The sequence below is a fragment of the Mesobacillus maritimus genome (assembly GCF_019749255.1).
Taxonomy (GTDB): domain Bacteria; phylum Bacillota; class Bacilli; order Bacillales; family Cytobacillaceae; genus Mesobacillus_B; species Mesobacillus_B maritimus_A.
The window spans coordinates 1-24,283 of the sequence record NZ_JACWFH010000024.1 but is presented as its reverse complement, the minus strand read 5'-3'; the positions used below and the strand labels follow the sequence as shown (position 1 = coordinate 24,283).

Below are 24,283 nucleotides of genomic sequence, written 5' to 3'. Positions count from 1 at the left end.
CGTCTTTCTGGCACCCTTTTACACTCCCTCACATTATCTAAACTCATGGCTAATATGAAAATCACGAATAATCGTCTTTAGCTTTTCTTTCTCCCAAGTTAGTGCTAGGACTGTTGGTATCGTACTAGAGGTAAAACAGATATCTTGACCTTTATCAGTTTGGATCACAACCGCAGCATCAAAGCACAGCTGTTCTTCTTCATAAACTTTATCAGCTCTATACACGACAATCCTTTCAATCTTTGAAAAAACGGAAATCATGTTGATATTCCCGGTATAGGCAATGACCTTCCCCTCTTCAACTTTATACTTCATCCTATCTGGTACATTCTGTTCCTTCACTGCAATTTTCCAATAAGCTTCTCCATACGTTGTTTCCTGCCATAAATTCGAAAAGACAATATACTTTGATTCTTCCATTTCCATTGACGCCGAAACATCTAATGTGTATAAATTCTCTCCAAGTTCAACCGTAATGGATGGACTCACTATACAGTTCACTGTCTTTCCAATCATTTGCTTGAAAATAGCCTTTTCTGAATTATTTAAAACTGCTGTATACCTATCCAATGCCCTCCCCTTTCTTTTGTTTATAGAAGTACAAAATATGACCCTCTTCCGAAACAGTCACTATTTAGGGTCTTTTCTATAAGTCCATCATGAGAATATAGATAAAGCTATGTTTCACTGCAAGATTTATTACGAGAAAAGAGCTTCCACTTACTCATCTATGAAAACAGTTATTTAAGTATAGGCGCGATGTTATAAATCCGGTTTGTCCATATTTCCCCACCAAAGTTAGCAGGTAATCGCTCTAGATCCTTTTTCTCATCAAAGCCCTCCGACCAGCCGCCATCACCAGCGACAATAACCACCTTTGTATTAACGGATTCCATTCTCTTTATGAATTTATCTGGCCACCCCCATATAAAGGGTGCATATTTTTCTGGAAGATGGATTTGTGTGTTCTCACACTCTGCTGGTATATATCCTGTCCACCCTAAGCTAAGATAAGGAATCATGCAATTTTTCATTGTGTTCATTGACATCACGCGAAGTTCTGGTAATTTTTCTTCTACTAGTTCTACCGGACCATCGTCTCCATATACAGTGAGCATTGATTGTTGTTCTTCAGGTAAAGCCTCTATATACTTTGCCAAAAGTTCCCCGTCTTCACGGTCACTACTTTTAATATGAATTAAAAATTTCTTGTCAGGAAATTGTGATAAAACTTCCATAATCGACGGCATCATCCTGACACCTTTCCCACGAAAAGGATAGGTCTCACCATTATCAGCCGTATACCCATAGCCAACATCCAACTGTTTTAGTTCCTCCATCGTGTAATCCGAAGGAGCCCCTTTCCCATTGGTTCGACAAGATAGTTCATGATCATGAAAAACTGCAAATTGATTATCCTTTGTACGCTTTACATCAAATTCTACACTATCTGCACCCTCGTCAAACGCCGCCTTAATTGATGGCAGTGTATTCTCAATAAAAGGATGTTCTGGTGGATAAATACGTTCAGCTGTACAAGTATCCCACTCAATCCCCTCCATGCTAAATGTTTGCGCCATTCCCCGATGAGCAAGTAAAGTTGGTTTCGTTTCTGTATTTTTCATCAATAATGTACTGTTATTTAGATAAATAAAAAGAATCAATAGTAAAAGAATCCAACCTACAATCTTTAATCGCTTTTTTCCTTTCATCTTTTCCTCCTATGACCATTTATTCCGATTCAAACCAGGCCACTCTTAGCAGTTGAATCCCTATTTCAATTTCCTTCTCGGATACCCCACCAAAGCCTAATAAAATCATCGGTTTTTGGGAAGAATTCACAATTTGGTAATAAACAGAAGTAGGATAAACCTTAACGCCCATTTGTGCTGCTTGTTCAATAAGCTTGGTTTCGGAAGATTGAGTATTCACTTTAAGTAAAATATGTAATCCTGATTCATCACCCACTACTTCTACTTGTTTCCCTAGGAATTTCTCAATACATTGAATAAGCATTTGTTGCTTCTTCCGATAAACAGTCCTCATCCTGTTCAAATGCCTTTCCCAATGTCCATTTTTCATAAATTGCTCGAGCGTATGTTGATGTAAGCGCGAAACAGTTTGCTTGTAAATTGAAAAATCCTTATTATACTTTTCTAATAATAACAACGGTAAGACCACAAAGCTAATGCGAAGAGATGGAATCAGCGATTTAGAAAATGTGCCTAAATACACGATTCTTCCATTTGGATCCAATCCTTGAAGAGATGGAATCGGTTTTCCCTTATACCGAAATTCCCCATCATAATCATCTTCAATAATAAAGGCTTCCCTCTCATGTGCCCATTGCAACAATTCCATCCTGCGATTAATTGGCATGACCATTCCTATAGGAAATTGGTGCGAAGGTGTTACATAGGTAACCTCTGCCCCACTTTCATATAACAGGTTGAGGTTGATTCCATCTTGATCTAGGGGGATTGGTTTTAATTGAACACCTTGATCCTTGAATGCCTCCCTTGTACGATGAAACCCTGGTTCTTCCATTGAAAAAACTCTATCTCGGCCAAGGATCAACGTGAGCAAATTGATTAAATACTGGGTACCAGCTCCGATAATAATTTGCTCAGGTGTACATCTTACTCCCCTTGATTGATATAAATAATGTGCCAACTGTTCTCTTAGTGCCCATTCTCCTTGACGTTCACCATTAAAAAACAATGCACTTTCCTCTTCGTATAGGCTTTGGATACTCAACCTTCTCCATATCGTATGGGGAAATGCTTCTAAGGCAATTTTCCCATGACTAAAATCGACGATAAAAGAATCTGATGGCTTGTCCCTTTTTTCTTTCTGGGGATTGACCCTTTCATCTTTCTTTGAGAACAGACCACTATTAATTTCTTTTACATAAAGTCCCTTCCTCGGGATACTTTCAACATATCCTTCAGCCAACAATTGCTCGTACGCAGTTTCAACAGTTGTTTGACTGATGTCTAAATGAACGGCTAGTTTTCGTTTAGAAGGCAACTTAGACTCTGGTTCAATCCTCCCGGTTAGAATTTCATTTTTAATAAATTGATAGAGTTGAAGATACAATGGCTCCCCACTGGTATGGTCTAACACGATTGTTATTTCCATCATCAAGCTTATCCTCCCCACTAAACTGGCATGGATAAATATATTATATCTGACCCTTTTGACAATACCAGATATTCCTTATAATTCAACTATATAAAAAAGAAGGAGTGTTGGAAAGATGAGTACTTATGCGGAGAAAGCGAAATTTATTACCTACAAAGTGAATGAACCAATTACAGCAAAGGAATTATCAACGATATTTAAAAATTCCGGGATTAAAAGGCCAATTGATGATTTGCCTCGCTTGGAGAGAATGATTACAAATAGTCATCTCCTTATCACTGCATGGGACCATGATGAACTTGTAGGAGTGGCCAGAGCCATTACTGACTTTAGTTATTGCTGCTATTTATCCGACTTAGCTGTTGATCAACACTATCAAAAACAAGGAATCGGAAAAGAGTTAATTCGTTTAGTGCAAGAACAAATTACCGATGAAGTCACGTTATTACTATTATCCTCTCCCGTTGCAATGGATTATTATCCACGTGTTGGTTTTGAAAGAATAGATAACGGGTTTCGTATTTTAAGAAAAAAATAAGCGTAAAAAGAAATAGCTTCTATGTATTGAAGCTATTTCTTTTTATAAGGCTCTTTTCAATCTGAATGCTTTTGGATCTCAAAAGCAATAGATACCAGCAAATTCTAATCTACAAAAAGCTTCAATCTATGAGAGGAGAGCTTGCAAACATATTAACTAGCTGGCTACGTTAAAAGGTTAGCAATGAACAATAAACATTATAGTCTTTTAAATCGTCATACTAGACAAACTTTAAAACATAAATGACCTCATCCTCTATTGTTTTCCCTGTATTCTCAAAACCACAAGTTTCGTAGAGAGTCCTGGCTTTGAAATTATCTGGTAAGAAACAAATTAGTATTTCTTTGCATTCATACTGAATTTTCATCACTTTAATAATAAGCTGCAATGCTTCTCTCCCAAAACCTTGTCCTTGGAAATGGTAATCAACCATTAACCTACAAACTTCATAGCCTTTAAGTTCCTCTGAATATCCATACATCGTGAATCCAATTAATGTTTCATCATTATATATAGCCCTGGTGACCCACTCGTTCGATACACTAGCTTGAGCTATCGAGAGGCAATTAGAGGCAATATATTGTTCGAATATCTTATTTTTTTGGTCCTCTCCGCTGGAAAGACGTATTACATCCAACCAATTATCTGTTTTGATTTCCTTTAACTTCAGCAACTTTTATCCCCCTATTACTTCTTTAATTTTATGGGTTATTTCTTGATAAAAAGATAGTGGATGTGGAACAAAACGTTCTTTCCCAACAGTCTCATTCAAAATCATCCGTTCTCCCTGACTATTCATTTTATACCCGCTAACTTTTATCTCTTCTTTTTGACCAAGCCAAAGTTTGTAGAAATCTTTAAAGTCTGCTTTTACCATCCCAGCAACCTCTTCTTGTTGGAGAATGAAATCATTAACGTTTTTAGTAGTCTTATATAAAAAGACGTTCGCAAGTTCTTTGTCGATAAAGTTATCCCGTACAACACAGTAATCAAAAATACCTATTGGAATAAGCTCTTCAAAGTTTAAACATACGCCTATTTCTTCTTCTATCTCTCGAACACCATCTCGAACGGTTTCGTCTGCAAGTAGATGCCCAGCAGCGGTTATGTCAAATAAACTTGGGTAATCTTTCTTTGTTTCACTGCGAAGCTGGAGATAGATACAATTAGTTCCTGCTACAGAGGAAATGACCCAACAATGAAAAACTTCATGCCAATATCCAAGCCTATGTACTTCTTCACGACTTGCAGTTCCAATCAGATTTCGTTTATTATCAAATATTTTTAAACGTTCAGATTCCATTAAATCTCTCCCTATTGAATACGTTAATTAAAGTAGGTACTTCTATTTTTATTTATAAATAGTCCTTTAGGATATGGCAATGCAAGTTCGGGCATATTTTCAGGCTGAAAGTATCGCAATTCTGCAGTTTCTTGGTCGATAGGATTAAGAACCCCATCCCGAACATCACATTCGAACATAAAAACATTGTATTCTACTTGGTTACCGTTAGGATATGTATACCTGAAGTCTTTTCCACCGAACACTCCTATAATTTCCGTTGGTACAACGTGTAAACCAGTTTCTTCCCATACTTCACGTACCAACGCAACTGCAGGTGACTCTCCAGGTTCAATTGCCCCCGCGGGAAGGCTCCATTTCTCACCATTCCCCTTATTCTGAAATAAAATTTCCCCAGATTCATTACGTATAATGCCTGCAACGCTTGGCATGAAAATTAACTGATTCCCTACTTTTTCACGAAGTTTTTTATAATATGTAGACATTCCCATTTGATAGTTCCTTCCTGGCCTTTTTTTACCTAATAACCTTCTATTTTCCCATAACTTTCCTTACCATTCTCACAACTAGCCAAGCCATTAAAGTAGCTAAAATAACAAGAGCAATAAACGGAACTCCCAGGCTTCCCCCTAATGCCACTTCATTTGATAAATGAACACTTGAACCTCCTGTTTCTGAAAACTTAGGTTTATAGGTTGCCGTTAAAATCAACCCCGAAACAAATTGAATAATAAAATAGAGTGCTAGAAAACTTATAAAAAATAACAAGTAACTTCTCAACTTTTCACCTCTTTTTTTCTGTATAAACTTCCCAAAGTATTCCTAAAATTAGAAGTGAAATTTACAGCTATTCTTGAGATTTATATAAGAATGCGAGCTCTTTCCTCATGATTGAAATTCTTTTGCAAGTAGATGAATGTCTTTACTATTAAAAAGCTATTTTGAGAAAAGAGCCTTTGTAAAAGGTTCTTTTTTACCTGATGAGTCATATGGTTCTCTCAGCTTATCCTCACTATATTAGAATGCATGGATTCTCTCACCCATTTATTCATCTTGTTCTTTATACTCCTGAATTCCAAAATGCTCTTTCGCGAGCTCATTGAACTGATTTTGATCAATTTCTTTTTTCTCCACTTTCCCGTTAACCCACTCCGTAAACGAATTCTCAGTTAATATCATATTTCCATCATCCGTTAGCATTGTAAGCAATGGGTTCTTATTGAAAGGAGATTTAGGATGCTCAACAATTATTGTTTGAATAGCATTTAAATCGCTGACGTTTTGTATATCGTCCTTCACATTAAAGGTATAGCCAATTTTCCAATCTTTGTGTTTGTGTCTTAACTTCATATAGAAAATATAGTCCCCACTTTCACGGTCTACACATTCGATGCGAAATTCACCGTTATTGGATACCACTATCCCCCCACTTAACGGAACAGGTTTTAAAGGTAAGTTTCCTCCAAAACCAGTGTCTACAATATATGGTTGTTCATGATCATTCATGATTATGGTTACATGGGTTTTACCAATTGGATTCCATTGATGACCATTATGGTCATAGGTCATCCCTCGAATTAAGGATGTCTTAAACCCATTCTCAAGTAAAAATAGATGAAAGATAGTATTTAGTTCATAACAAAGACCACCTTCCTTCTGGTGAATAATTTTATTCATTAATGTCTCTTTTGATATAGTTGAAATCCTATTCCCTAAAATACACAAATTTTCAAACGGGATAGCTTTGGCTGTTTTCTCAAGGACAAAATCTAAGTTTTCAAATGAGATTTCTATATTAGGCGGGAAACCAATTCTGCTTCGAAATTGCAAGTTTAAGTCATTCAATGTTCATTCCTCCTACCTTCATTATGACAATATAGAATTTAAATAGTGTTTTTATCAATTGGTGAACAACCATAAACGACAAGCTTTGATGCACCTTCGCTTGTAAAATCCATATCTATAAACTCTAAAGAAACGTTATTCCCTATGCCTTCAACGCTTTTATCCGTAATCGTAAACGTATCTCCATAATATAGCAACTAAGTTATTCTTAATAAAAAGGGAATTTAAATTATTCACATATTATTTAACCTTTGTCTATTAATACGATACACAGAAACCAAGAATATTGAAAAAGACAACTCTATATTAATTAAGATATAATCTTAATTAATATAGAGTTAAAAAGGGAGGAAGCCTAAATGAACTGTTTGGGTTGTCATTTAGCAAACAAAAAAGACACTGTTCATATCGTATTTGAAGACGAATATGTTTGTTGTATCTTAGACCACTCTCCTTATAACGAAGGACACGTTTTGATTTTACCTAAAAAACATGTTCGCTACTGGGATGAACTTGATGATAAAACCGCAAATTCGGTATTTGAGGCATCCAAAAGGATTTCGAAAGCGGTAAAAACATTGTTTAATCCTGATGGAATTACCGTATGTCAAAACGGTGGAGTCTTTGACGAATTAACTCATTTTCATATGCATATTGTTCCAAGATATGTAGGACAAAACTTTGCAGAATTTTATATAGAGGACGGAGAAACCAATATTGAAGAAGGAAAAAAACTAGAAGAAACAAAACGAAAGATTATAAACACGCTAAAGGAATTGGATTAATACCCCATTCCTTTTGTTTCTACATATCTTTAATAAAACCTTTGAACCACACTCCTTATAACGATTTCCCCCATCTATGTATATCCTCCTATTACAAATTAACTATTTTTAGAAAATAGCCAAAATTCTTTGTTTAGCCAGTAGATAAACAAAGTTTTGGGTGCTATACTCATTTCGAGGTCAGCGAAACAGCACAGTTTAAAATGAAAGCCCTTTCTTTTTTTCTGTATCCCTGGCTAGAAATCTATTAAGAGGAGGTTTATTAGAGTTTTTTCAGAATAATATCAACCAAATACTTTTGTTTAAAAGGAGACATAACCATGCTAAAAGTATTACGCAAACCGCTTATTTCTGGATTAGCTTTAGCCTTATTATTACCTGTAGGGATATCGAGTGTAGATGCTGCAAACCAAAATAAACCAAGTCTGAATGCATTGCAGGTCCCAAAACTTGACCAAAGATATAAAAAATCCTTCAACATTGGTGCAGCTGTTGAGCCTTATCAATTAGAAGGAACGACTGACACAGCGGTATTAAAGCGCCATTTTAATAGCATTGTCGCTGAAAACGCCATGAAGCCAATGTATATACAGCCTCAAGAAGGCGTATTCAACTTCGAAGAAGCAGATAAAATTATGAAGTTTGCCAAAGAAAACAATATGGATGTCCGTTACCATACGCTAATTTGGCATAGCCAAGTACCAGATTGGTTCTTCCTTGATAAAGATGGAAAGCAAATGGCCAATGAAACTGACCCAGTAAAACGCAAAGCTAACAAAGAGTTATTGTTACAACGTGTTGAAAATCATGTAGCAACCATTGTTCAACGATATAGTGATGTAGTAACGTCTTGGGATGTAGTTAACGAAGTCATTGATGATGGAAATCCAGCAAACGGCAAAGGTATACGTGAGTCTAATTGGTACAAAATTGCAGGAACAGATTTTATTAAGGTAGCCTTTGAAACTGCGAAAAAATATGCTCGAGAAGATGCTAAGCTTTACATCAATGATTACAATACTGAAGTATCTCCAAAAAGAGATCACTTATATAATCTTGTAAAAGATTTATTAAACCAAGGTGTCCCAATTGATGGAGTAGGGCATCAAGCACATATCCAAGTTGGCTGGCCATCCCTTCAAGAAATTGAAGACTCTATCAATATGTTTGCTAGTCTTGGTTTAGATAACCAAATTACTGAGCTAGATGTTAGCCTTTATGGCTGGCCACCAAAACCGGCGTTCCAAACTTATGACCTAATTCCAAGGGAGCGCATCCTCGAGCAAGCAACACGTTACGATGAGTTATTTAAACTGTACGAGAAATTAGACGATAAAATCAGCTCTGTCACATTCTGGGGGATTGCTGATAACCACACATGGTTAAATGACCGTGCTGAACAATACAACGATGGCGTTGGTGTTGATGCACCATTTGTCTTTGATACAGATTACAACGTCAAACCAGCATATTGGGAAATTATTGACCATAAATAAAAACTACTGTGAATCAGCTCCATGTTTATGGAGCTGATTCTTTTTTAGTTTTTTGAACTTTGTTACTTGCTAGTTAACCATAATCTTAATATGGTAACTTCATTTATCCATCCAAATTAAATGCGCGTAACATCTCTAGAAAAACAGATATTCGCTCATTTATAACATCCCTTGTCCCCATCCCAACCTCAGCTCTTTTAGACAACTCTCCAGTTGCAACGACAAAATGGTCATATGTTAGATTTGCTAGTCTAATAAATTGCTCACGGCGCACCAACTGTTTAATATGGGAATCACCACACGTATACCCATGTAGATATCCATTCGTGATTTCCCTCAACTCTTTTGTATATAGATTAAACTGATGGCGCTCATACCTCTTTGTATTAAAGTAAGTAGGAAAAATCGTCTCATAGCAGTTCAAGAAATTCCCAGCAAGGGAGTGGCCATAATAAAGGATTGGGAATGGATCGATTAAGCTGACTTGCCCGTTATAAAATAAGATATTTTCAGGCGACGCATCTTGATTGGTAATCGAGATAGTATTCGCATCAATGGATCTTGAAGCAAGGCTATCCATTAGTTTTGATTTAATTTCATCAGAAGCAAATCGCTTATCCCAACTGCACACACGTTCAAAATCCTGGGCATACTCTTCATTTTCCTCTTTCATAAAAGTAGAAACATCCGTTTGATAGCGCCCCTCTACTTCCTTCCCATTCCAACTCAGGTAGCCGTACCCTTTTAAACTATGCTTTACTTTATTCATCTCCCGAAAAAATTCCCCCATTTGGAATCCTATACTAAATGCCTCATTACTAGTTAAATCGGCCAATTTTACATTTGGACCTTTATAGGTCTCAATGGTATACGTCTTCCCTGGAGCATTATAATAATGAAAGAACTCGGGACAGATTCCTGCCTTTATTGTATTGGCAGTTTCATAGTATAGCTGTGTACCACGATAATCTGCATGAATGGCCTTTTCATCGTATTCGACTTTGTCTCCATAAACCGACACTTTTTTAGGTAAACGGACCACAAATTTTTCAGTATGATTAGTAGAAACAAGGTAAGCGTGATGCCAAGCTCCTTCTCCTAAAAACGAAATTTGATTTTTCCTTTTCAGCGGTCCGAGACCACTGTTCTTAACTGCAAAATCTAGGGTTTCATCATTATATACCATTATTCACACCAACCTTCTTAACTGTTTAGGTTACCTACACTCAAACTAAACAAATGGTTTTGTAACAGTGGAGACATATGATCACTCAATATGTCTCCTACCTCTCACTCTTCGTGAAAAACGGTTAGACCATTAACATGCTTTCGTGATAGCAGTTTCTTATTTTTCCTGTTTTCGACCGATTCAAAAATAATATCAAAATCATAATCCTCTGGATACATTTCACTTGCTGCTATTTTTAAACTTAACCGTTTATGATTATAAGCTTTCTTTTCCCCTTTTACTTGGACAAGGTAATTGCCTTGTTCATCTGGTCCCTTGTAGATAATTCCAATTAGATTGTCAGGGGAAATCACTACATTATCCCCTTGGTGATAAACTGGAACTTTTTCTTTCCTTAATGCATTCTTCTTAGTTCGCTGCTGATGACGATTCACAATGATCTGCTTTTCTTTCTCACGTATAGCAGCAGGATCTACCTCATCATTGTGGTAGATTTTTATTTCTTTGTACGTTATTTCATGTGCTCGCTGGATTAACTTCGGATGGATCCCTAGTTTTAACGCTATTGCAAAGGCTTGGCTTTCTCCACCCATTCCAATATGAAGCTTATACGTCGGCTTTAAACTATTTAAATCAAATTCCATTGAACCGTTGATGAATCCTTCGTGCAGATCGGCAAATTCTTTGATTTCACTATAATGGGTGGTCGCGAGCAAAGTGGCACCTTTGGCATAGAGTTGTTCGAGAATGGCTGTGGCCAACCCCATTCCTTCACCTGGGTCAGTTCCAGAACCAAGTTCATCTAAGATCACTAAACTACGGTCATTTGTTTCTTTTAAAATCTCAATGATATTAACAATTCGTGAGCTAAAGGTACTCAAGTTCTCCATAATGCTTTGCCCATCGCCAATATCAACCAGAATATTTTGATAAACACTAATCGAGCTACCTTCAGCAACTGGCAAGTGTAATCCAGATTGTGCCATTAACGTCAACAAGCCTACAGTTTTAATCGTAACCGTTTTTCCGCCCGTGTTCGGTCCAGTAATCACAAGAGCGTGTTCAGGGCTCCCTAACTCGAATGTCAGCGGAACTGCTTGTGAACCTAGCAGCGGGTGCCGTGCCTCCACTAATCGAATATAGTGTGATTCATTGACAACAGGCTTCCTGCCACCGATAGACCGACTGTACTTTGCTTTCGCAAACAAAACATCATAATGAATCATCGTTTCCATTGCAAGGAAGATTTGTGATTCTTTTTCTTCTACAAGACCAGTGAGGTAAAATAAAACCTTTTGGACCTCCGCTTCCTCTTCTGCCTTTAGCCACGATAATTGCTCTTGAGACAGTGCAATTTCTTCAGGCTCAATAAACAATGTCGACCCAGATGCAGAAGTATCAAGGACTGCCCCTTTGATTTTATTTCGGTATTCTTTTTTAACTGGGATGACATATCGTCCGTCACGCTGACTCACCACCTGTTCCTGTAAAATAGATTTCAGTTGACTCGAGCGCACCATCTGCAGAACTTTTTCCTTTAGGCGATCTTCTTGAATGGCTATTTGTTTCCGAACCTTTAACAGCTCCTTGCTCGCATAATCATCCACTCCACCATTACGAATGCAGCGAACAATTTCTTTCTCCAACTCTGGAAGCTCTTCAATCGAATAAATATAGCTTGACACTCGGGGCGCCATCCATTCCTTATCTTTCATAAACCTACGCATTTTGCCGCAGTTATCCAAAAATTCAGCTAGCTTAGAAAACTGATCAGGTCGAAGAGCCACTCCTTTATTCAAACTCTGCAATAAAAGTTCTATCCCCTCCAACCCGTGCACAGGTACACTTGTAGACTTATTCATAATCTCAACTGCCTCTGAAAGCTCATCTAACCAAGACTCGATTTGTTTAACATTCGTCGACGGCTCAAGCGCAAGAACCTCTTTTTTCCCAGATGTCGTCAATGCATAACTTGCGATTGTTTCTTTTATCAACCCAAATTCCAATACCTTAAAAGTATGTTGGTTCAATTTTATTTCCTCCTAATAATAAAAATAGCCGCGTTGAACAATGTCAACGCGGCTCAAAGTAAACCAGCATATAGAACCTGCTTGGTTTCTCAACTATTTTTAACCAAAATAAAAAGCCGTTTACACAAAGGTACACAGCTACAATCGGTTAAGGATAGTATGCATGTTTGACCATTGTTCTTAACTTCACTCCATAGTTAAATAAGACTTTGCTCCCTTAAAATTCGAACAAAAATCTGCTGGAATGAAATATCCAATTCTGATGGATTAGTTAAGAACGACACCTAACATACAACATACTCCCTTACGTAAATAAATTTCTCCTATACTATAGCATACGCCGAAGCCTCCGTAAAGTTCCAAAATCTCCAAACATTTCTATTTATTGATCTATCATTTCATTTTAGGTTAATACCCGAACCAATGGCCAAAACCGAACATCCTGCTGTTTTGCATAATGTAAAATCAGAGAATGTTAATCAGGCTGAATGTTCAAATAAAAGATTCTACATGTTTGTTTCATTACTTTGGGCAAATTAGGCAGGGGCAATAGACGATGCCGTGACCCAAATAATTTGGTCCGGTCCAGTGCTTTTCTTTTCTGCCATGTCAGATTGCCCCTTTTTTGAGTGGTTGGTAACGAGTTTCCTCTTTATTTTAAAGGTATCCAAATTTCCGAATAGTAATCTGGATTTGATGGATTCTCAATTGGATACACTTCTAGTTCGGGTGTACCTGCATGCTCATATCGGTTGGAAGGGAACCATTCTGAAAAGATTTGCTTCCATGTTTTCTGCATCGCTTCCGGCATTGGCCCGTGCACTTCAAAAACTCCCCATTTGGAGAGGCTGGAACATTTAGCGCAATAAATCCTTCAGGTTGGTCGCCTTTATAATCTGTTCCAATCCAATAATCAATTGTTTCTCCAAATTCCTCCCCTCTTTTATCTACACAAACACCTAAGATCCCTTTTATGTCACCATTATTTAATTGAATTAGTCTATCATTCGTTCCATTTGCATGCACATCATCCCACATCTTAGGAATACCCTTTAGATTCTCATCATTTACCAACGAAAACTCCCGCTTTACTCCAATAACTTGAAAGCCCTCTTTCTCTTCAATGCGATACTTCATTGGCTCAGCCCCTTTCAGATTCACCTGTATACTCAGGCGGTTATATGCATTCAGCCTTCCCTTGTTTTTTCGAGCTTCTGATGGTGTAATACCATGCTGCCTACGAAAAGCTTTGGTGAAAGCCTCGGGAGTGTCGTAGCCATACTTATAGGCTATTTCAATAATCTTAATTTCTGTTGTAGTCAGCTCCTGTGCAGCCAAAGTCAATCGTCTTTGCCGAAGATATTCACCTATCGAAAGGTCTGTTAATACAGAAAAGGTCCGCTGAAAATGAAACTTTGATACATTCGCAACCTTTGCAACTTCTTCTATTTTGACCTCCTCCAATAAATGATCCTCCATAAAGTCGATTGCCTTTTGCAATGATTCAACCCATCCCATATCGCTCACTCCTTGAATCAATTTTATCAATGTTCTTTCACTTCATCCTGTCAATAAATGCTTTCATGAGACTATTTATCTAAAGGTTTTGTTTACACTTCTATTCTCCTTTTTCTACTCTAAGAAACTTCATATCGTTTTAGGGTCTTCTTACCTAGAAAGGATGACATAATAGTCGCTAAAGAGGTATAATAACAGTAGTTCTCCACATAAAATAAAAAGACCTATGGTGCTGTCACACCATATGGTCAGTACAATAGGCAGTCCTTCAAGGGCACAGCTTTTTTGATAAGAATAATCCACAAAGCAAATCGGGTGGATTATTTTTTTTGGTTAAATGACATAACAGCGAGGACTAAACTTGTAAAAGCGCATGCAAACATTAATGCTTCGAACACTGTCACGGCACCACCCCTTTCCATAGGGATGTGTTTACACCCTCGAATGCCTACTCTATTGTCACTTCATTATATCATAAACAGAACGTACGTTTGCTATTTTTGTCTATCTCTTGATAAAAACTAACTTTCCAGGGAATTTTTCCCCTCTCAAAAAAAATTAGAGGATATATCCTGGCATAATGTGTAACCTAAGCTAAAAAAAGTAGGAGGACGCCATGAAGTTAGTTAAGTCTATTTTCATTCTTTTTTGGATTGAGTTGGTATTTATAACTACAGGAATCGATGCACAGACCCCTCCATACGCCAAATGGGGACAAGTGGCAATGAAAGAGACTAAGGCAAAATATCCTCAAGCAGATATTATCGACTACCAACATATTGGTAGAGATACCGGTTCAACAACCTCAACGGAGAAATTCAAATTATGGTTAAAAGAGAATGAAAGAGAGTTTGGTGTGTTGATTGATATTACTTTTGATAATAAAACAGAAGAAATCACCGACATTTCGTTTAAAGAAACTACGAGAGAACAATACGATCGCATCAGTGCAAACAATGCTATTACTCAGAGGAATACCTAATTTTTTTTGATTTAATGGCATATACCCCTCCGAATTTTGCAGTGACTTGTTGATTAAGTGAAGGCATGCATAGCATGCCTCTCTATTTTTTGTATCACCTTTCGTTTTGAACGGGCTCCCCCACAAAGGGACAAAAAAAAACCGTCGCTTTAAGCAACGGTTTTTTAGAAAAGGCAGGACAATCATATCGCCATACTACGATACCGTCCTTTTTCCCATATTCCTTAATTCTTCGAGAAGTCGTTGTGCTTGTTGTTCTTGGCGTTCATTGAGTTCTTGCTCTCCATATCTAATTTTTTGATAAAAATCAAGGTAATCAGCTTTTAAGTGTAAACGAGCAAACCACTCCTCAATGGTTTCAGTACTCTTTCTTCCATACCCTCTTTTAAGTGCCTCTTGTTCGAATTCGAGTACCTTTCTTCTGATAGGGTTATCTGGTGTCAATTGCTTAGTGTGATTTATTTTTCGTTCTTTCTCTTCCGAAGGAGGTGAAGCTTCTACAGAAGCAATTGTTCTAAGATTGACTACTTGATTCTCTCTAACATACTTCTTTTTGAAAAGAAAGTAAGCTATAACCACAATCAGCACAACAAATAAGGATATTGTCCAATCATTTAAGAAATTGAATCCCTCCTGATTTGAAGGGGTATCCGCTGCCATATCCAACGCTCGATTAATTGTTCCACCCATATTACCGGTGACCTGCTGATACGTTTTTTCGTCGACAATCCCTTCTAAAAAGGTTAAATCGATACCAAACCAACCAATTACACCTACAATCCCTAGTACAACCTTCCTGAAAACAAATCCAACTGCTGATAAAATTACGCCAATTGTAGCCGATAAAAGGGGATAAACACTGTAAGCAACTCCACTTCCGGCTATTAAAACAAGTACAAATATACTTATTAACCAAAGCGAAGATTGTGTAGATTTAATGTTGATTGACTCAGCAAAAAGTTTAAGCCACGTCCCTCCAACAACTAGTCCGATTTGTGTTACACCATACCAGATTAGATTAACATGGTTGAAGAACATTACACCGATCAGTAACAAAAAAGTGGTACTTAATAAAATGGCCAAAGGGTGAGATTCTGGTCCGTGTCGGTCAAAACGAAAGTTTCTCCATGTCATAAAAGCAAGCCATAGGATGACCACAAGCACTGGGTAGTGATAACCAACAACCATCAACCAAAAGAGAATAGCGAGAATCGGTAAATACACAAAATAATTTTTCATGTACGTGATTCCTACTTCAAACAACATAATTGTTATAGAAGTAAGAAACAGATAACTCCAAAAAGGGTACTCAAAACCCTGATAAGTGAAAATCGGGACAAGTAGAAAGAAAAACACAATGGATTCGCTTAGCATCTGGGTGAACTTGGCTATTGTGTGATTATGCACCATTGCGCTGCTTTCCCTTCAATATAATGGGTGTTAAACAAGACTTTTCCACATGATAGACTTGATGTCTGCCTTCTAAGAGCTTGTTCAGTTGGGGAGAAAAAGACTCCTCTAACTCTCCTGTCATGACAACTTTACGAGGTTCATGATAGAACTTATGAACATGGTGGAGAAGATTCTCTATCGGATAAATTCTACTCCCTGTCTCAACCCTTGCTAGTAGCTCGAGAATGCGTTTCAAATGGCGAAGTCCCTGATCTTCCTCCAAATGGAGATATTTTGTCATGACAGAACCATTGATATAGAGTTCAACTGGCTGATCTTGTTTCGTAATCCAACGAGATAAATAGGCAGCTTCTGATAAAATTTCTTCCAAGTCTGCGTTTGTCGCATAATTCCCCAGCGGACTTTTCTTGGCTATATTCACTATGATAGTCCAGGCAATCTGTTGATTCCGTTCGTATATCTTCGTTTGCAGTTTTTGACTATGCGCACTCGCTTTCCAATGAATCCGTTGAAATGGGTCAGATTGAACGTAGTTTCTCGTCCCAACAGGGCGCAATAAATCTTCATAAGGAGAAAAGAGCGATGTGTCATCCCCGATATGTTGATTCTGGTTACTCCCTATGTTCGCAATTGGTTGAAGCTTTGGATAAACCAGGAATTCTGTCCGAAACCGCTCCTTAAATTGTAAAACAATTGGTTGGAAAAGTAGAAGATGTGGAAAAGAATATTCAATCTTATTCAATCGGCCTATCCCCCGCTTATCTACTTTCAACGGAATGGTTACAGTTACTTTACTTTTACCTGGCAACGAAAAGGGAACATGGTAGAGACTATAATCCTTCTTAGTTGCCTGTAAATACTGCTCACTATTGATTTGTTTGTTCATTTCAAAAGATAATTTCCCATTTAAATAAGGGACTCTCGAATGATTCGTAATGGTCAGATTTAATTGCGTTTCTTCACCCTCATAACTTCGCACCAATAATTCTGGGTTTTCAAGGACAATACCTTTACCAACTTGATGATTGTAATAGTGAATTCCTATTAAATACACACCTAGTAACCCAATAAATAAAAACACAAGCTGACGATCCAGGTACAACCCTATTATCGTTAGCAGGATGATTAGCCCGGTAAGAAGGTCAAAATGGTTATCCTTTTGATCCACGCTATCCTTGACCCACTGCATTACCTGCTAAGCTCCAATTCTACTGGAACTTCGACGGACTCAATGATTTCACGAACTACATCAACCTTTTCGTTACGCATCGCCCCGTCCATTGAAAGAATTAACCGGTGCTCCAAAACAGAAGCTGCTAATATCTTGATATCTTGCGGGGTAACATATTCTCTCCCGTGAAGGAAAGCTAGTGCTTGTCCAGCACGCATGAGAGCTAACGCCGCTCGAGAACTCGCACCAAGCTCAATTTCTTTGTGTTCTCTTGTTCGGTGAATGATTCGTAGCAAATAGTCCGCAACCACTTCTGAAACCAGAATCTTTCGTACCTCCTGTTGAAGCGATACAACCTCCTCTGTCGTGAAAATCGGTTTAATTTCATTTAGCGAATCGCTTTCACGCTGAAGAAGCAAAATTTCCTTTTCCTGTTCAAACGAAGGGTAAGCTAGTTTAATTTCATTAGAAATCGATCTAATTGTGCCTCCGGTAGCGGAAAGGTTCCATGGTTCGATTCAATTGGATTCTGGGTCGCAATCACGAAAAACGGTGATGGCAGATGAACGGTTTCCCCATCAATCGTTGTTTGATGTTCCTCCATCACCTCGAGTAGGCTGGATTGTGTTCTTGGTGTAGCACGATTGATTTCATCCGCTAGTAACACATTCGCTTGAACCGGGCCAACACGTAGTTCGAAATTTTGGGTCTTTGGATTAAAAAATTGAATGCCAGTTACGTCACTTGGCAATACATCTGGTGTAAATTGAATTCGACTAAATTGCCCTTTGATTATTTTTGCAAAAGCTTTTGCCAATCTCGTTTTTCCGGAACCTGGTACACTTTCAAGTAAAACATGGCCGCCACTTAGTAAACTCGTAAACAATAACTCCACACAGTTGTCCTGCCCAACAATAATTTGCTTCAAAACATCTTGTGCTGCTGTTAGTTTTTCTCTTGTTGCCATCAAAGAAGCCCCTTCCCTTTTCCGAATAATTTCTATTATTTAAATATAACATTTTTTCGAAGATAACAAACGCAAAAGATCATCATCTACTAAAAAGATGGATAGTGTTTGGCACTATCCATCTTTTCAACCCGATTTAATCCATTACTCCAAGCATTTGCTTGGCCATTAATTCAAACTCCTCTAAACCAGACTTCTTCGCAAACTCTGCAATCGCAACAGGATAAGAAGCCGTAAGTTCATGGATATGTTCTCGCATGTATGGCCATACATAGCCACCAGCAACTCGATAAGATTCGATTAGACTTTCTAGCGCTTCATCACCAAATGCTGTAAAATGGACAACAAAATCATGGGCTGGATCATCAACTCTAGCCTCGGTCCAATCAATGAATCCCGTAACACAAGCACCTTCATTAATTAATATATGACCTGCATGCAAATCTCCATGAATAAAGGCAGACTCCTTTGGCCACAACTCTTCATTTTCTAGCCACTCTTGCCACCTACTCCATAGCTCCTCCCCTACGCCATATTCATCCTTCACTTTCTTCATTCTTTCCCGCATCGAGTCCCTTAACTGTTCTGGAGCTAAAACAGAAAGGCCAGCTCGTTCCGCCTCAAGGTGTGAAATACTGTGCAAGTCTGCCAAGGCATTCCCTAGCGTTTCGTTGAAGGAATCAGGGACATTCTTTTCATCAATTTCCCATACATACGCTTTTGCATCAGGATCAATCGTTCCAGTAGGCACACCATCTAATAATTTATACGCAATCAACCCGTCAGAAAAAACGTCCCATTGAGGGGTTTGGATGTGAAGTTTTCCTTTTAACAATTCCAAAATCTTCTTCTCTTTTCTAGCAGTCGTAATCACATCTGGACGCCTAGGAATTCTCAAAACCCATTGCTCTCCATTCTCTTCAGCTGCCATGACAACTAGAAAATCAAGACCCGATTCATTCCTTGATAACGAGTCCTCTTTCAACACAAGTCCATGTGATTTTGATAACTCAATTATTTGATCATTCGTAAGATCCATTTATTCACTTCCCTTACTCTAATTAATATAATCTGTGTTTCTCTCATTTTACTGCCACTGCTAGCATAACATAGCAACCTGACTGTATGCCCAACGAGGATCTTTATGCTATATTTCTACCACTCTTCCGAATCCAAATGTCCCTATAATAATTGGACTGTGATGCTAGCAAACAAATAATGTAGTATAAAATTCTAATAGATAAACTCTTAAATAAGATAGGGATAAAGGGGTATATGGATAACCTACAGTTGGCTCAACTAATCCAGGAAGGATTTCGTGATGTCAAAAAGAACTTAGGTGAAATAAAAAACAGACTCACTCTATTAGAGAAACACTCTACCCAAGACATTTACACGATGGTAAGGGCAACTCCTAAAAATACCCGAAGCCTTTAAAGCGAATTAGCCTATTTAACAGAAAGTAGCAACCATGAACGGTTATGAAACAGCATAGATAAACAATATTGAAATATAGACCATCAAGATAACCTGACCGATATCCGGCCAGGTTTTTTTGTGACCTTCGGAGCTAAACAATATCTGTTGTAAAACCTTTTTGCTTAAAAGCCTCAAAAATTTCTTCAATATGGTGTTGGTCTTTTGTTTCAACTGATAAAGATAATTGGGCATAACCTGGATGAATTCTGTCTCCGATATGACTTAAGGAAATATCCAACACATTCCCTTGCCTTTCGGTGACTACTTGGAGGATTTTTTCTAAATTTCCTGGTTTATCTTGGAGAATTGTATTGAACCGGACAAAACGCCCTGCTTCAACCATTCCTCTTTCAATAATTCTCGAAATGAAACTAACGTCAACATTGCCGCCACTTATAATAGGGACTATTTTTTTATTCTTAAGTGGTAGTTTATGATACAACATTGCAGCAAGGGAAACCGCTCCTGATCCTTCTACCAGTAGCTTATTTCGTTCAAGAAGCATCAGCATCGTTTGGGCAATTTCTGTTTCATCAACTGAAAGCATTTCATCAACATACTTTTGCACGATCTGAAACGTATGCTGCCCCGGCTTTTTTACAGCAATTCCATCAGCCATGGTTGGACTAGAATCAACGAATACTGGTTTCTTTTCCTGTAACGACTGCTCCATGCTGGTACAAGCCTTTGCTTGTACACCATAAATTTGAATGGATGGATGTTTTTCTTTAACGGCTGCAGCAACACCAGAAATTAATCCCCCACCACCAACCGGACAAACAATGGCATCTACATCAGGAAGCTGTTCGAGAATTTCTAGTCCGACGGTTCCTTGTCCAGCGATAATGGTGTCATCATCAAAAGCATGTACAAACGCAGCACCAGTTTTGTCCTTCAGCTCCAGAGCATAATCTAAAGCATCATCGAAAACATCCCCATGTAATTCCACCTTTGCCCCGTAGCTTTTCGTTGCTTGCACTTTCGTTAATGGAGCTCCTTTAGGCATTACAATCGTACAGGGAATACCTAGCATGCTACTCGAATAGGCAACACCTTGTGCATGATTTCCAGCAGAAGCCGCCACCACACCATTTTGGATTTCCGTTTTTTTCAAAGAGGTCATTTTATTATAAGATCCTCTGACCTTAAAGGACCCTGTCTTTTGTAGATTTTCAAGTTTCAAATAAACTTGATTATTTGCATATTCACTAAAGGTATTTGAGTAATCCAAGGGCGTCTTATGAACGATTCCCATCATCTTTTCATGTGCCATAACAATTTCACGAAAAGAAACCATCTCACCACTCCTAAACGTCAGCATACAAGTATTTCCTTAGTTTCTACATAAAGGATTAGGTTATTCGAATCTTCTAAATAACAATATAAAAAAGAATAGCTTCTCTACGACACTTATTCTTTTCTCTCCTTTGTTATCGTGTGCTTTGAAGCTCTCATAAACCACGTACTCTTCTCATATTCTTATCCGTTTATCCTTCAAAACCTTTTCATGATGGGATATAATTTCAACACTCCCTCATTGAATGTAAAGATTGTGTAAACCTTACCTAATTATCCTTGTCACAGAGTTACAAATAGGTTATCTTTTCAATATCGGTTTTCGATATTATGTTTCGATATAAGCGAGGTGAATGAAATGGAAGATCGAGTATTGCGAAAACTATTTTTAGGATTTATACAAATCCATATCCTCCACCACGCCAAAGTTCATCCTATCTTTGGGTTATGGATGCTTGAGGAACTAAGAGAGCACGGTTATGATATCAGCGCTGGTACCTTATATCCCATTCTTCACAACATGGAAAAAGATATGCTTTTAGTAAAGGAAGAGAAAAACGTTGAGGGGAAAATAAGAAAGTATTATTCAACTACTGAAAAAGGCGAGCTTGTTTTAATAGAAGCTAGGAACAAAGCATTCGAGCTTTTTAAGGAAATCAAAGACTAACGAGGAAGGTGAAACATGACAAATAATAGTGAAAGCAAATTAAAGATATTACTGGAGATCCTGAAAGTATCGACAAGACTAGGACTAACTTCCTTTGGTGGCCCAGTTGCTCATTTAGGGTATTTCCATGAAGAGTATATCCGCAGGCGAAAGTGGTTGGATGAAAAAGGCTATGCCGATTTAGTTGCGTTATGTCAGTTCCTTCCCGGACCTGCAAGTAGCCAGGTTGGAATTGGAATTGGTGTAATGCGAGCAGGAGTCCTAGGAGGAATCGTTTCATTTATCGGGTTTACTCTTCCCTCCGTTATTGTTCTAATTCTCTTCGCACTCCTATTTCATACTATGGGGTTTAATGATACTGGCTGGATTAAAGGCTTAAAGATAGTCGCCGTTGTCGTTGTTGCCCACGCAATTTTAGGAATGGCGAAGAACTTAACTCCAGACATACAAAGAAAAACGATTGCCTTATTTGCAATTGTGATTACCCTTTTATGGCAAACCGCTTTTACACAAGTTGGTGTCATCCTTTTCGCCGCATTTATCGGCTATCTTTTGTACCGAGATCACAGCTATGAAAAAGAAACTACTCAGATGCAGTTTCCAATTTCTCGGCGGTTTGCGGTCATTTGTTTAACACTTTTTTTCGGATTGTTAATTGCTCTTCCGTTGCTAAGAGAAGTGACCAATCTTAACTGGGTGGCCTTGTTTGACAGCTTTTATCGATCTGGTTCATTAGTGTTTGGCGGCGGACATGTGGTTTTGCCACTGCTTGAACGTGAGTTCGTCCCAACAGGTTGGCTAAGTGAGGAAGAATTTCTTGCAGGGTACGGAATGGCTCAAGCAGTACCAGGACCGTTATTTACTTTTGCAGCGTATATCGGTGCTGTAATTAATGGATGGAAAGGCGGACTTCTTGCAACGGTTGCAATCTTTTTGCCCGCTTTTCTACTTATAGTAGGAACTCTACCTTTTTGGAACTCTTTACGACAAAATCCAAAAATAAAAGGAGCATTAATGGGAGTAAACGCCGCAGTTGTTGGAATTTTAATTTCTGCCTTTTACCACCCCATCTGGACAACTTCAATTTTATCTGCAATTGACTTTGCTTTTGCTACAGTGTTGTTTAGCATGTTGGTTCACTGGAAACTACCTCCGTGGGTGATTGTCGCAACTGGAGCTATTGGAGGGTTCTTATTGTCTTTACTTTCATGAATGTTGATGCTAATTTTTAAACATGCATCTTAGAAATTAACCCCTATTTTTTGGTTAATAAACGATAGTTACAAAAACCTAAATAAAATACCGAATTCACTTTGACAGATAAGTAAAAATAAGGTATATTACCTAATGTACGAACGATTATTGTTCTATTAAATTCAAACATTCGTATTTAGGGGTGTATTCTATGGAAAATGTATTTGACTACGAAGATATTCAATTGATTCCTGCAAAATGTGTTGTAAATAGCCGTTCTGAATGTGATACAAGTGTAACACTAGGAGGACGTTCCTTTAAATTGCCTGTCGTTCCAGCCAACATGCAAACAATTATTGACGAAAAAATTGCGCGTTACTTAGCTGAAAACAATTATTTCTATATCATGCATCGTTTTGAGCCAGAGAAGCGAGTGGATTTTATCAAAGACATGCATGCACGTGGATTGTACGCATCGATTAGTGTCGGTGTGAAAGAAGACGAATATAGCTTTATTCAACAACTTAAGGACGAACAAATAACACCTGAATACATCACCATTGATATTGCCCATGGGCATTCAAATGCTGTCATTGAAATGATTAAACATATCAAAAACAACTTGCCTGATAGCTTTGTTATCGCTGGTAATGTTGGTACTCCAGAAGCTGTTAGAGAGCTAGAACACGCTGGCGCGGATGCAACAAAAGTCGGCATCGGGCCTGGAAAAGTATGTATTACAAAGATTAAAACTGGATTTGGTACTGGCGGTTGGCAACTAGCAGCTCTACGCTGGTGTGCAAAAGCTGCAAGCAAGCCGGTTATCGCTGATGGTGGAATTCGTACACACGGGGATATCGCAAAATCTGTCCGCTTCGGGGCGACAATGGTTATGATTGGTTCTCTATTTGCTGGTCACGAAGAATCTCCTGGCGAAACGGTAGAACGAGACGGAAAACTTTATAAAGAATACTTCGGATCCGCTTCGGAGTTCCAAAAAGGCGAAAAGAAAAACGTCGAAGGAAAAAAAATGTTTGTTGAGTACAAAGGACAATTACAAGAAACGTTAACCGAAATGGAACAAGATCTTCAGTCTTCCATCTCATATGCTGGTGGAGACAAACTAAGCGCCATTCGGAATGTTGATTACGTTGTCGTAAAGAACTCTATTTTTAATGGAGATAAAGTATACTAAGGATCGTAAAGAACCCATCAAAAAAAGCCATGACTAGTTTTTAAAATGTACCCTATAGAGTAGACACGTAA

Annotated in this window: 22 protein-coding genes and 2 pseudogenes; 7 read left to right on the top strand and 17 right to left on the bottom strand. The window is 38.1% G+C overall.

The window, feature by feature from the left end; genetic code table 11:
• Window positions 1-33 precede the first annotated feature (33 nt).
• The 3 genes from H0185_RS16805 to pdxR form a co-directional block, all read right to left on the bottom strand.
• The gene (locus H0185_RS16805) at window positions 34-570 is read right to left on the bottom strand and encodes a hypothetical protein (RefSeq protein WP_221874664.1); all 537 of its coding nucleotides are present in this window, start codon (window positions 568-570) and stop codon (window positions 34-36) included.
• Window positions 571-740: 170 nt separating this feature from the next.
• The gene (locus H0185_RS16800; RefSeq protein WP_221874663.1) at window positions 741-1,712 is read right to left on the bottom strand and encodes a glycerophosphodiester phosphodiesterase family protein; all 972 of its coding nucleotides are present in this window, start codon (window positions 1,710-1,712) and stop codon (window positions 741-743) included.
• A 19-nt stretch (window positions 1,713-1,731) separates the two neighbouring features.
• A complete protein-coding gene (pdxR, locus tag H0185_RS16795; protein ID WP_221874662.1) occupies window positions 1,732-3,144 on the bottom strand; it encodes a MocR-like pyridoxine biosynthesis transcription factor PdxR in 1,413 nt (470 codons plus the stop codon).
• Between the two features lie 115 nt (window positions 3,145-3,259).
• Between pdxR and H0185_RS16790 the strand changes: the two genes are divergently transcribed.
• Window positions 3,260-3,682: a GNAT family N-acetyltransferase gene (locus tag H0185_RS16790; protein WP_221874661.1), complete on the top strand. Its 423-nt coding sequence runs from the start codon at window positions 3,260-3,262 to the stop codon at window positions 3,680-3,682.
• Between the two features lie 220 nt (window positions 3,683-3,902).
• On the opposite strand, the gene H0185_RS16785 is transcribed toward H0185_RS16790, so the two are convergent.
• The 6 genes from H0185_RS16785 to H0185_RS16760 all read right to left on the bottom strand — a co-directional run bounded on the left by H0185_RS16785 (window position 3,903) and on the right by H0185_RS16760 (window position 7,027).
• On the bottom strand, window positions 3,903-4,355 hold the full coding sequence (locus tag H0185_RS16785) for a GNAT family N-acetyltransferase (RefSeq protein WP_221874660.1): 453 nt from the start codon (window positions 4,353-4,355) through the stop codon (window positions 3,903-3,905).
• 3 nt (window positions 4,356-4,358) lie between these two features.
• Window positions 4,359-4,985, bottom strand: coding sequence for an NUDIX hydrolase (locus tag H0185_RS16780; RefSeq protein ID WP_221874659.1), 627 nt, complete (start codon window positions 4,983-4,985; stop codon window positions 4,359-4,361).
• A gap of 23 nt (window positions 4,986-5,008) precedes the next feature.
• Window positions 5,009-5,476, bottom strand: coding sequence for an NUDIX hydrolase (locus H0185_RS16775; protein ID WP_221874658.1), 468 nt, complete (start codon window positions 5,474-5,476; stop codon window positions 5,009-5,011).
• Between the two features lie 40 nt (window positions 5,477-5,516).
• Window positions 5,517-5,765, bottom strand: a complete 249-nt coding sequence (locus H0185_RS16770) for a hypothetical protein (protein WP_221874657.1) — start codon at window positions 5,763-5,765, stop codon at window positions 5,517-5,519.
• A 264-nt stretch (window positions 5,766-6,029) separates the two neighbouring features.
• On the bottom strand, window positions 6,030-6,830 hold the full coding sequence (locus H0185_RS16765; RefSeq protein ID WP_221874656.1) for an arylamine N-acetyltransferase family protein: 801 nt from the start codon (window positions 6,828-6,830) through the stop codon (window positions 6,030-6,032).
• A 38-nt stretch (window positions 6,831-6,868) separates the two neighbouring features.
• Window positions 6,869-7,027: a hypothetical protein gene (locus H0185_RS16760; RefSeq protein WP_221874772.1), complete on the bottom strand. Its 159-nt coding sequence runs from the start codon at window positions 7,025-7,027 to the stop codon at window positions 6,869-6,871.
• A gap of 162 nt (window positions 7,028-7,189) precedes the next feature.
• Here H0185_RS16760 and H0185_RS16755 point away from each other — a divergent pair, with 162 nt between their 5' ends.
• A complete protein-coding gene (locus tag H0185_RS16755; protein WP_221874655.1) occupies window positions 7,190-7,615 on the top strand; it encodes an HIT family protein in 426 nt (141 codons plus the stop codon).
• Window positions 7,616-7,935: 320 nt separating this feature from the next.
• Window positions 7,936-9,111: an endo-1,4-beta-xylanase gene (locus tag H0185_RS16750; RefSeq protein ID WP_221874654.1), complete on the top strand. Its 1,176-nt coding sequence runs from the start codon at window positions 7,936-7,938 to the stop codon at window positions 9,109-9,111.
• Between the two features lie 103 nt (window positions 9,112-9,214).
• On the opposite strand, the gene H0185_RS16745 is transcribed toward H0185_RS16750, so the two are convergent.
• The 3 genes and pseudogenes from H0185_RS16745 to H0185_RS16735 form a co-directional block, all read right to left on the bottom strand.
• Complete coding sequence (locus tag H0185_RS16745; RefSeq protein ID WP_221874653.1) at window positions 9,215-10,297, bottom strand: hypothetical protein; 1,083 nt, start codon at window positions 10,295-10,297, stop codon at window positions 9,215-9,217.
• A gap of 104 nt (window positions 10,298-10,401) precedes the next feature.
• A complete protein-coding gene (locus tag H0185_RS16740; protein WP_221874652.1) occupies window positions 10,402-12,330 on the bottom strand; it encodes an endonuclease MutS2 in 1,929 nt (642 codons plus the stop codon).
• Window positions 12,331-12,982: 652 nt separating this feature from the next.
• A pseudogene (locus H0185_RS16735) lies at window positions 12,983-13,848 on the bottom strand (AraC family transcriptional regulator).
• A gap of 616 nt (window positions 13,849-14,464) precedes the next feature.
• On the opposite strand from H0185_RS16735, the gene H0185_RS16730 reads away from it, so the two are divergent.
• Window positions 14,465-14,830, top strand: a complete 366-nt coding sequence (locus tag H0185_RS16730; RefSeq protein WP_221874651.1) for a DUF3889 domain-containing protein — start codon at window positions 14,465-14,467, stop codon at window positions 14,828-14,830.
• 195 nt (window positions 14,831-15,025) lie between these two features.
• On the opposite strand, the gene H0185_RS16725 is transcribed toward H0185_RS16730, so the two are convergent.
• The 5 genes and pseudogenes from H0185_RS16725 to ilvA form a co-directional block, all read right to left on the bottom strand.
• Window positions 15,026-16,069 carry a DUF4129 domain-containing protein gene (locus H0185_RS16725; protein ID WP_221874650.1) on the bottom strand — a complete coding sequence of 348 codons (1,044 nt, stop codon included), beginning with the start codon at window positions 16,067-16,069 and terminating at the stop codon, window positions 15,026-15,028.
• Window positions 16,070-16,229: 160 nt separating this feature from the next.
• The gene (locus tag H0185_RS16720; RefSeq protein WP_221874649.1) at window positions 16,230-17,432 is read right to left on the bottom strand and encodes a DUF58 domain-containing protein; all 1,203 of its coding nucleotides are present in this window, start codon (window positions 17,430-17,432) and stop codon (window positions 16,230-16,232) included.
• Window positions 17,432-18,381: pseudogene (locus H0185_RS16715) on the bottom strand (AAA family ATPase). The gene H0185_RS16720 and the pseudogene H0185_RS16715 overlap by 1 nt, the downstream one beginning before the upstream one ends.
• Window positions 18,382-18,517: 136 nt before the next feature.
• Window positions 18,518-19,420 carry a macrolide 2'-phosphotransferase gene (locus H0185_RS16710; protein WP_221874648.1) on the bottom strand — a complete coding sequence of 301 codons (903 nt, stop codon included), beginning with the start codon at window positions 19,418-19,420 and terminating at the stop codon, window positions 18,518-18,520.
• Between the two features lie 531 nt (window positions 19,421-19,951).
• Entirely contained in the window at window positions 19,952-21,157 is a 1,206-nt protein-coding gene (gene ilvA, locus H0185_RS16705; RefSeq protein WP_221874647.1) for a threonine ammonia-lyase, read from the bottom strand.
• A 357-nt stretch (window positions 21,158-21,514) separates the two neighbouring features.
• Between ilvA and H0185_RS16700 the strand changes: the two genes are divergently transcribed.
• The 3 genes from H0185_RS16700 (at window position 21,515) to guaC (ending at window position 24,212) form a co-directional block, all read left to right on the top strand.
• Window positions 21,515-21,823, top strand: a complete 309-nt coding sequence (locus tag H0185_RS16700; RefSeq protein ID WP_221874646.1) for a PadR family transcriptional regulator — start codon at window positions 21,515-21,517, stop codon at window positions 21,821-21,823.
• A 15-nt stretch (window positions 21,824-21,838) separates the two neighbouring features.
• Window positions 21,839-23,035, top strand: coding sequence for a chromate transporter (locus tag H0185_RS16695; protein WP_221874645.1), 1,197 nt, complete (start codon window positions 21,839-21,841; stop codon window positions 23,033-23,035).
• A gap of 193 nt (window positions 23,036-23,228) precedes the next feature.
• Window positions 23,229-24,212, top strand: a complete 984-nt coding sequence (guaC, locus tag H0185_RS16690; protein ID WP_221874644.1) for a GMP reductase — start codon at window positions 23,229-23,231, stop codon at window positions 24,210-24,212.
• Window positions 24,213-24,283: the final 71 nt, after the last annotated feature.